Raw genomic sequence first — 1,499 nt, forward strand, 5'->3', positions numbered from 1 at the left:
CAGCCAGGCACCGCTGCTGCGCGTTCAGTTGACCAAGCTGACCGATACGCAGCATCTGCTCCTGTTTGACATGCATCATATTATTTCCGACGGAACTTCCATGGGCATCTTGATTGAAGAGCTGACAAGGCTGTATGCCGGCGATCGTCTCGAGCCCGTATCGCTTCATTATAAGGATTATGCTGTCTGGCTGGAGGAAAACCGTCATTCGCCTACGGATGTTCAACAAAAAGAGTACTGGCTGCAGCAGCTAGGCGGCGAGCTTCCGGTTCTTCAGCTGCCGGCAGATTTCGCCCGTCCGTCGATCCAAAGTTTCGCGGGCAGCCAACTAGATTTCACGATCGATGCGGAATTGACCGCTAATATCAAACAGTTAGCGCAAGACACGGGGACTACGTTATTCATGGTACTGCTCGCGGCTTACAGCATGTTCCTTGGTAAACTGGCAGGTCAGGACGAGATTATAGTGGGAACGCCGATTGCTGGCCGGCCGCATGCCGACCTGTCCGGCATGCTCGGCATGTTCGTCAACACCTTAGCCATTCGCTCGATGCCTTCTGCTGACAAAACATTCCGAAACTATTTGGAAGAAATGAAGCAACTTGCTTTAACGGCGTTTGAGCATGCGGAGTACCCGTTTGAAGAACTGGTGGAGCATGTCGTACGGCATCGGGATGTGAGCCGCAATCCGATTTTCGATGCGATGTTTGCGCTGCAAAATATGAACCGATCTGAGCTGCAGATGGCCGATGTCGACATCGTACCCTACGCATTGGAAAACCCGACATCGAAATTCGACTTGTCGCTATTTATCCACGAGGTGGGAGAAGAACTACATGGCAGCCTGGAGTACGCTACTGCACTCTTCGAGGTGGATACGATCTCACGGTGGAAAGATCATTTCATTACGCTGCTGCGGCATACGGCTGCTGACCCGGATGTCATCCTTGGCAAAGCAAGCTTGTTGAACGAACAGGATCGGATGACGCTCCAAGGCTGGATGGACGGACCTGTACAGAAAACGCCGGATACCACGGTGCATCAGTTGTTCCGCAAGCAGGCGAAGGCAACACCGGAAGCTGTTGCGATCATATGTGCCGATACCGATACAAGGCTTACTTACGAAGAACTGGATCGGTTGTCGGATCGCATGGCTGCTGCTTTGCTCCGGGAACAGATCAGCAGCGGCCGTATTGTTGGGCTGATGGCGGGACGTTCCGCCCACATGATGATCGGTTTGCTGGGCATTTTGAAAGCAGGCGCGGCCTTCCTTCCGGTTGATCCTTCCTATCCGGCGGAACGTATAGCGTATATGCTGGAGGATTCGAAAGTAGCTTGCCTGCTGGCGGATGCCCCTTCCGCGCCAACGCACGAAGGTCTTGGATATGAGGGCAAGACGCTCATCATCGAAGAGCTTCTTGCGGCAAGCGAGCAAAGTGCGTGGAGCTATGAGAGCTCTAGTAGCCTAGCTAGTGCATTCTACGAGCCGGATAACGAAA

Annotated in this window: 1 protein-coding gene; it reads left to right on the forward strand. The window is 53.3% G+C overall.

Annotated elements, in window-relative coordinates; genetic code table 11:
• The coding region (locus AZ66_RS29075; protein ID WP_044358115.1) for a condensation domain-containing protein at nucleotides 1–1,499 on the forward strand (1,499 nt) is incomplete at both ends.

Source organism: Paenibacillus sp. E194 (assembly GCF_000935845.1).
In the GTDB taxonomy this organism is placed as follows: domain Bacteria; phylum Bacillota; class Bacilli; order Paenibacillales; family Paenibacillaceae; genus Paenibacillus_B; species Paenibacillus_B alvei_B.